The sequence below is a fragment of the Streptomyces flaveolus genome (assembly GCF_044765825.1).
Taxonomy (GTDB): Bacteria; Actinomycetota; Actinomycetes; order Streptomycetales; family Streptomycetaceae; genus Streptomyces; species Streptomyces flaveolus.
The window spans coordinates 280,023-287,352 of the sequence record NZ_JBIWKU010000012.1; the positions used below are offsets into that span (position 1 = coordinate 280,023).

Annotated in this window: 7 protein-coding genes; 1 reads left to right on the top strand and 6 read right to left on the bottom strand. The window is 68.8% G+C overall.

Going from position 1 to position 7,330, the window contains the following annotated elements; genetic code table 11:
* Nucleotides 1–52: 52 nt before the first annotated feature.
* The 5 genes from prcA to arc all read right to left on the bottom strand — a co-directional run bounded on the left by prcA (nucleotide 53) and on the right by arc (nucleotide 5,829).
* The gene (gene prcA, locus ACIRG6_RS31265) at nucleotides 53–808 is read right to left on the bottom strand and encodes a proteasome subunit alpha (protein WP_364676824.1); all 756 of its coding nucleotides are present in this window, start codon (nucleotides 806–808) and stop codon (nucleotides 53–55) included.
* A 65-nt stretch (nucleotides 809–873) separates the two neighbouring features.
* Nucleotides 874–1,719, bottom strand: a complete 846-nt coding sequence (gene prcB, locus ACIRG6_RS31270; RefSeq protein ID WP_189230508.1) for a proteasome subunit beta — start codon at nucleotides 1,717–1,719, stop codon at nucleotides 874–876.
* 205 nt (nucleotides 1,720–1,924) lie between these two features.
* Nucleotides 1,925–2,143, bottom strand: coding sequence for a ubiquitin-like protein Pup (locus ACIRG6_RS31275; RefSeq protein ID WP_016325855.1), 219 nt, complete (start codon nucleotides 2,141–2,143; stop codon nucleotides 1,925–1,927).
* Nucleotides 2,144–2,321: 178 nt separating this feature from the next.
* Complete coding sequence (dop, locus tag ACIRG6_RS31280; protein ID WP_350719022.1) at nucleotides 2,322–3,833, bottom strand: depupylase/deamidase Dop; 1,512 nt, start codon at nucleotides 3,831–3,833, stop codon at nucleotides 2,322–2,324.
* A 229-nt stretch (nucleotides 3,834–4,062) separates the two neighbouring features.
* On the bottom strand, nucleotides 4,063–5,829 hold the full coding sequence (gene arc / locus ACIRG6_RS31285; protein ID WP_350719020.1) for a proteasome ATPase: 1,767 nt from the start codon (nucleotides 5,827–5,829) through the stop codon (nucleotides 4,063–4,065).
* A 245-nt stretch (nucleotides 5,830–6,074) separates the two neighbouring features.
* Here arc and ACIRG6_RS31290 point away from each other — a divergent pair, with 245 nt between their 5' ends.
* Nucleotides 6,075–6,380, top strand: a complete 306-nt coding sequence (locus ACIRG6_RS31290; protein ID WP_318217850.1) for a ferredoxin — start codon at nucleotides 6,075–6,077, stop codon at nucleotides 6,378–6,380.
* A 74-nt stretch (nucleotides 6,381–6,454) separates the two neighbouring features.
* On the opposite strand, the gene ACIRG6_RS31295 is transcribed toward ACIRG6_RS31290, so the two are convergent.
* On the bottom strand, nucleotides 6,455–7,033 hold the full coding sequence (locus ACIRG6_RS31295) for a hypothetical protein (protein ID WP_364676828.1): 579 nt from the start codon (nucleotides 7,031–7,033) through the stop codon (nucleotides 6,455–6,457).
* Nucleotides 7,034–7,330: the final 297 nt, after the last annotated feature.

Genomic DNA, 7,330 nt, shown 5'->3' on the forward strand with positions numbered 1-7,330 from the left:
CACGCGCGGGCCGCCGCGGGCATCCCACGGCGGCCGGCGTCGATGGGGCGGACTACTCCTCGGCCCCGTCCTCGTCCTCGGACGCGGCCTTCGAGGCGGCCCCGGCGGCTCCCCCGTCCAGGAGCCGCGACAGCTGGCCCCCGACGATCCGCTTGAACTTCCGCTGCTGCGGCCGCGTACGGTCCAGCACGGCGACCTCCAGCCGCTCCGCCGGAATCTCCCGCTCGCTGCCGTTCGTGTCGCGGGACAGCGCCTGTACCGCCAGCTTCAGCGCCTCGGCCAGCGTCATGCCGTCCCGGTGCCGCTGGTCCAGGTACCCGCTGATCTGCTCCGCGTTGCCCCCGACCGCGACCGAGCCGTGCTCGTCCACGATCGAGCCGTCGTGCGGCAGCCGGTAGATCTGGTCGCCGTCGGGACTGTCGCCGACCTCGGCGACGACCAGCTCCACCTCGTACGGCTTCTCGGCCGAGCTGGAGAAGATCGTGCCCAGCGTCTGGGCGTACACGTTGGCCAGGCCCCGGGCCGTCACGTCGTCACGGTCGTACGTGTAGCCCCGCAGGTCGGCGTACCGGACCCCACCGATCCGCAGGTTCTCGTACTCGTTGTACTTGCCGGCGGCCGCGAAGCCGATCCGGTCGTAGATCTCGCTGAACTTGTGCAGCGCACGGGACGGGTTCTCGCCGACGAACACGATGCCGTCGGCGTACTGCAGCACGACCAGGCTGCGGCCACGGGCGATGCCCTTGCGGGCGTACTCCGCCCGGTCGGCCATCGCCTGCTGGGGTGAGACATAGAACGGCGTCGACACCGGTTATCCGTCCCTTTCTGTCGAAGTCACTGGACCACCTGTCATCAACACGGCGAGGCCGGGCGCTACAGCAGCGCGGCCCGCGGGCCGTCGGGCTGCTCCAGCCGCCGGTCGAGGACCGAGCGGGCGAGCTGGGAGCTCTCGTCCTCGGTCAGCCGGCGGAAGCCGTCCTCGGTGATCACAGTGATGATCGGATAGATCCGGCGCGCGACGTCGGGACCGCCGGTCGCCGAGTCGTCGTCCGCCGCGTCGTACAGCGCCTGGACCACGAGCGTCGTGGCCTCTTCCTCGCTCAGGTCCTCACGGAAGAGCTTCTTCATCGCTCCGCGCGCGAAGATCGATCCCGATCCCGTCGTCGCGAAGTGATGCTCCTCGGAGCGCCCGCCCGTCACGTCGTACGAGAAGATGCGGCCCCGGCCGCGGTCCACGTCGTAACCGGCGAACAGCGGCACCACGGCCAGCCCCTGCATCGCCATGCCCAGGTTGGAGCGGATCATCGTCGACAGACGGTTCGCCTTGCCCTCCAGGGACAGCTGCGCGCCCTCGACCTTCTCGAAGTGCTCGAGCTCCAGCTGGAAGAGCTTCACCATCTCCACGGCCAGACCCGCCGTGCCGGCGATGCCCACCGCGGAGTACTCGTCGGCCGGGAACACCTTCTCGATGTCCCGCTGCGCGATCATGTTGCCCATGGTCGCCCGCCGGTCACCGGCGAGCACGACGCCGCCGGGGAAGGTCACGGCCACGATCGTGGTGCCGTGCGGCGCCTCGACCACGCCCTGGACCGGCGGCAGCTGCCGGTTGCCCGGGAGCAGCTCGGGCTGGTGCTCTCCCAGGAAGTCCATGAACGAAGAGGACCCAGGCGTCAGGAAGGCAGCTGGTAGACGCCCGGTGCTACGAGTGTTGGCTTCCACGCGATTCCTTCCACGTATGCGTCAGCTATGCCACGGACCCTACCCGCCCTGCGGCGGTGATCCACATACTCGGCGGGAACCACGGAACGAACACCTTGGCCCCCCGTTCCGTGCCGCGCGCGGCACGGGCGTGACCCGCACCGCGCGCGACATCTCACGTTCTGCTCGTCCGTCCCTCGGGCCGGTGCGCCGAGGGGGAACAGGCCTACTGGCCACCCTTCTGCACGAAGGAGCGCACGAAGTCCTCGGCGTTCTCCTCGAGGACGTCGTCGATCTCGTCCAGGACGGAGTCCACGTCGTCGCTGAGCTTCTCCTGGCGCTCCTTGAGGTCCTCGGATGCCTGCGCGTCCTGCGCCTGCTCCTCGACCTCCTCGGTGGAACGCGTGGCCTTCTGCTGCCCGCCGCCGGTGTCCTTGGTCGCCATAACCCTCACCCCGCTCGGTTCGCCCGACACAGTTGCTCGGTCAAGATCAGACCCTACAAGCCGGGTCCGACATCGGCCCCGCAGTTTCTCCAACGTACGGGGGCCATCTCGATGGTTCCCGGACCCGGTGACTTTCACCCTGTCCGGCGGTCTTCTCCCGTGTACCCGCTCGGCGCCGTCACCCGCCGGACAGGACCCTGACCAGGTCGTCCGCGGTGCGGCAGCGGTCCAGGAGCTCCTTGACGTGATTACGCGTTCCGCGAAGCGGTTCCAGGGTTGGGACCCGCTGGAGGGAGTCCCGTCCCGGCAGATCGAAGATCACCGAGTCCCAGGAGGCCGCCGCGACGTCGTCCGCGTACTGCTCCAGACAGCGCCCGCGGAAGTACGCCCGGGTGTCCTCCGGGGGCTTCGTACGGGCCCGCTCGACCTCCGTCTCGTCCAGCAGCCGCTTGATGCGGCCACGGTCCACCAGACGGTTGTACAGGCCCTTGTCGGGCCGTACGTCGGCGTACTGGAGGTCGACGAGGTGCAGCCGGGCGGCGTCCCAGTCCAGGTCGTCCCGGCGCCGGTAGCCCTCCATGAGCTCCCGCTTGGCGACCCAGTCCAGCTCGCCGGCGAGGCTCATCGGGTCGTTCTCTAGCCGGTTGAGGGTGTCCTCCCAGCGGCCCAGGACGTCCTTGGTCTGTTCGTCGGCGTCCGCTCCGTACCGCTCCTCGACGTACTTGCGCGCCAGCTCGAAGTACTCCATCTGGAGCTGCACCGCGGTGAGGGTGCGCCCGCTGCGGAGGGTGATCAGGCGCTGGAGGGTCGGGTCGTGCGAGACCTGGTGGAGGGTGCGTACGGGCTGGTCCACGGCCAGGTCGACGGCGATGAAGCCGTCCTCGATCATGGACAGGACCAGGGCCGTCGTGCCCAGTTTCAGATAGGTCGAGATCTCGGACAGGTTCGCGTCGCCGATGATCACGTGCAGACGGCGGTACTTCTCCGCGTCCGCGTGCGGTTCGTCGCGCGTGTTGATGATGGGCCGCTTCAGCGTCGTCTCCAGGCCGACCTCGACCTCGAAGTAGTCGGCGCGCTGACTGAGCTGGAAGCCGTGTTCGTGCCCGTCCTGGCCGATGCCGACGCGGCCGGCACCCGTGACGACCTGGCGGGACACGAAGAAGGGCGTCAGGTGGCGCACGATGTCCGAGAAGGCGGTCTCCCGCTTCATCAGGTAGTTCTCGTGCGTGCCGTAGGACGCGCCCTTGTTGTCGGTGTTGTTCTTGTAGAGGTGGATCGGCTGGGCGCCCGGCAACTGGGCCGCCCGCTCGGCCGCCTCGGCCATGATGCGCTCGCCCGCCTTGTCCCACAGCACGGCGTCCCGCGGGTTGGTGACCTCCGGAGCGCTGTACTCGGGGTGGGCGTGGTCGACGTAGAGCCGTGCTCCATTGGTGAGGATCACGTTGGCCAGGCCGATGTCCTCGTCGGTGAGCTGGCTGTTGTCGGCGGCCTCCCGGGCGAGGTCGAAGCCTCGCGCGTCCCGCAGCGGGTTCTCCTCCTCGAAGTCCCAGCGAGCCCGGCGGGCCCGGTGCATCGCCGCCGCGTAGGCGTTGACGATCTGGGACGAGGTGAGCATGGCATTGGCGTTGGGGTGACCGGGGACGGAGATCCCGTACTCCGTCTCGATGCCCATTACTCGCCGTACGGTCATGCGGCCCTCCTTGCCCGGCGGCGCCCTCGGTCGTGGGCGCCGCTCACATGGCGCTCCGGTGCGTGTGCGGTGCCCGTCCCCGCACTGCGCGACTCGGCGGTACGGAAGAGCCTAGAACGCCTTTGCGCCGGTGGGGAGATCATTTGCGTCATTGCCTTGCTCCAGCCGTGGCCCCGAAAAACAGTCGGCTGCGGGTACCCACTGAGGGCACCCGCAGCCGCCCTGCCTTTTACAGGTACTGACCGGTGTTCGCCACCGTGTCGATGGAGCGTCCGGTGTCCGCACCCTGCTTTCCGGTGACGAGCGTACGGATGTACACGATCCGCTCGCCCTTCTTTCCGGAGATGCGGGCCCAGTCGTCCGGGTTGGTGGTGTTCGGCAGGTCCTCGTTCTCCTTGAACTCGTCCACGCAGGCCTGGAGGAGGTGGGAGACGCGAAGGCCCTTCTGGTTCTTGTCGAGGAAGTCCTTGATCGCCATCTTCTTGGCGCGGCCGACGATGTTCTCGATCATGGCGCCGGAATTGAAGTCCTTGAAATAGAGGACTTCCTTGTCGCCGTTGGCGTAGGTGACTTCCAGGAAGCGGTTTTCCTCGGATTCGGCGTACATGTGTTCCACCGCCGTCTGGATCATGCTCTGGACGGTGGCCGCCTTGTCCTTCTCGTGCTCCGTGAGGTCGTCCTCGTGGAGCGGGAGGCGCTCGGTGAGGTACTTGCCGAAGATGTCCTTGGCCGCTTCGGCGTCCGGACGCTCGATCTTGATCTTCACGTCGAGCCGGCCGGGCCGCAGGATGGCGGGGTCGATCATGTCCTCACGGTTGGAGGCTCCGATCACGACCACGTTCTGCAGGCCCTCCACACCGTCGATCTCGGCGAGCAGCTGCGGGACGATGGTGTTCTCCACGTCCGAGCTGACACCGGAGCCGCGGGTGCGGAAGAGGGACTCCATCTCGTCGAAGAAGACGATGACGGGCGTGCCCTCGCTGGCCTTCTCCCGTGCACGCTGGAAGACGAGGCGGATCTGCCGCTCGGTCTCACCGACGTACTTGTTGAGGAGCTCGGGTCCCTTGATGTTGAGGAAGAAGCTCTTGCCGGCGGCCTGGCCGGTCACCTCGGCGACCTTCTTGGCCAGCGAGTTGGCGACGGCCTTGGCGATGAGCGTCTTGCCGCATCCGGGGGGCCCGTAGAGCAGGACGCCCTTGGGCGGACGCAGCTCGTGCTCCCGGAACAGGTCGGGGTAGAGATAGGGGAGCTCGACCGCGTCGCGGATGGCCTCGATCTGTCCGCCGAGGCCACCGATCTGCTCGTAGCCGATGTCGGGGACCTCTTCGAGGACGAGTTCCTCGACCTCGCTCTTGGGGACGACCTCGTAGACGTATCCGGAGCGGGGTTCGAGCAGGAGGGCGTCGCCGGGGCGGATGGTGATGCCCCGCAGTGGCTCGGCGAGCCGGACCACGCGCTCCTCGTCGGTGTGCCCGAGCACGAGGGCGCGCTCGCCGTCCTCGAGGATCTCCTTGAGGGTGACGATGTCGCCGACGCTCTCGTACTCCATGGCCTCGACCACGTTGAGGGCTTCGTTGAGCATCACTTCCTGGCCGCGCCGGAGCTCGTCGAGCTCGACGCTCGGGCTGACGTTCACCCGGAGTTTGCGGCCGCCGGTGAAGATGTCGGCGGTACCGTCCTCGTTGGCCTGCAGGAACACACCGAAGCCTGCCGGTGGCTGGGCCAGCCGGTCGACCTCCTCCTTGAGGGCCACGATCTGGTCGCGGGCCTCGCGGAGTGTGCTGGCGAGTCGCTCGTTCTGGGCGGACACGCCGGCCAGGTTGGTCTGCAGCTCGACGATCCGCTCTTCGAGAATTCTCGTGTGCCGCGGAGAGTCGGCGAGCTTGCGTCGCAGGACGGCGATCTCCTGCTCAAGGTAGGCCACCTGCCCGGCCGGGTCCTCGGACCCGCGTCCCGGGCGGATGCCGCGGTTCATGTCGTCGTCGTGGGCTGCCACGGTCCTCACCTCCTCCAAGGGGAGCTGGACGCTTCCAGACCCTACCTGGGTGGGTGTCGATTGAAACCCCTAGATCAAAAGACTGTCGGGGTGTGTCCGATCTTCACCCTTGCGCTCTCCCTCACGCCAGGGGAATACCCACCGAACGTGACGGGAACCCAGGCGGGGGTAGGGTCGAAGCGTTCAACACCCGTCAGAGCTGGCCGGATTCCCGACCGGCTCGACGCAGGAAACGGCAGGAAGCAATGAGTGTGCAACAGGAGGCCGGAGTCGACGGCGAGGCTCTCGAGGTCTGGATCGACCAGGACCTGTGTACCGGCGACGGCATCTGCGCGCAGTACGCGCCCGAGGTGTTCGAGCTGGACATCGACGGTCTGGCCTACGTGAAGGGCGCGGACGACGAGCTCCTGCAGGCCAAGGGCGCGACGACGCCCGTGCCGTTGCCGCTCCTGACGGACGTGGTCGACTCGGCGAAGGAGTGTCCGGGCGAGTGCATCCATGTACGTCGCATTTCGGACAGGGCAGAGATCTACGGCCCGGACGCAGAGTGACCGAACTGTGACGTAAATGGCACGCACAGTGACCACTGTGCGGTGGGTCACACCTCTCGGAGGGTCTCCGTCGGTCAGACGGTCCGCGCCTGGGACGGCGTGTCGCGGACGAACGCGCCGTTCTTCCACTGCCACTTCACGTCGTCGGTGACGTCCGGGCAGCAACTGGGCACGTCGGCCGACGAGTAGCCGAGAAGCGTCGCGAGGACGGCACCGCCGCGCACCGCGAAGTCGGTGACGGTCCGGCGGTCCTTCGGATCCACCAGGGTGGCGACCACACGGGACTTGCCGCTGTCGGTGTCCCGGGTGATGACGTAGACGCCGTCGGGCGGGGTGCCCATGGGCGCGTCGCAGTGCACGACGGCCACCGTCTCGGGCCGGCCGTCGCCGTCGAGGTCGCCGGACGCCTTCTTCTGCACCAGGGCCTTGACCGGACCGCAGTCCAGAGGGAACGTGACGGCCGCCGGGTCGGGCGGCGTGCCGTGCGCCGGGGCGGTCTTCGTCTGCGGTCCCGCGGCCTGGGCCGCTGTCGCGGCGTCGGGCTGCAGGACCGAGGAGAGGGCCACGACTCCGGCGAGAGCGGTGGCGGTGGCGACCCAGTGGATCGGCCGGGTGTGCGTGTGGGACAGGTCCGGAACGGCGGGGTGCTGCACGAGGAGTGTCTCCTGTGAGGGCTGTGCCGGTGGGGGTGGCCAGCATCGTGCCACACGTCACAGTGCGGGGGAACGGCGGGGTGGGTACTCACTCGGGTTTCGCCGGGCGCCGGACCTCGGACGCGGGCCTCGGACGCGGGCCGCGCCCCTGGACCGCGGCACCGGTCGGCTGCCCGGACCGGCCCTTCAACGCGGCGGGGGGGGGGGGGGGGGGGGGGGGGGGGGGGGGGGGGGGGGGGGGGGGGCCGGCGCGCCGCCCCCCCGGGGGCCGGGGGGGGCGGGGGCGGGGCGGGGGCC

What these genes read in the sequence shown, in the direction of transcription:
- ACIRG6_RS31275 (WP_016325855.1), bottom strand. Translation starts at nt 2,143, where the DNA reads ATGGCGACCAAGGACACCGGCGGCGGGCAGCAGAAGGCCACGCGTTCC.
- dop (WP_350719022.1), bottom strand. Translation starts at nt 3,833, where the DNA reads ATGACCGTACGGCGAGTAATGGGCATCGAGACGGAGTACGGGATCTCC.
- ACIRG6_RS31290 (WP_318217850.1), top strand. Translation starts at nt 6,075, where the DNA reads ATGAGTGTGCAACAGGAGGCCGGAGTCGACGGCGAGGCTCTCGAGGTC.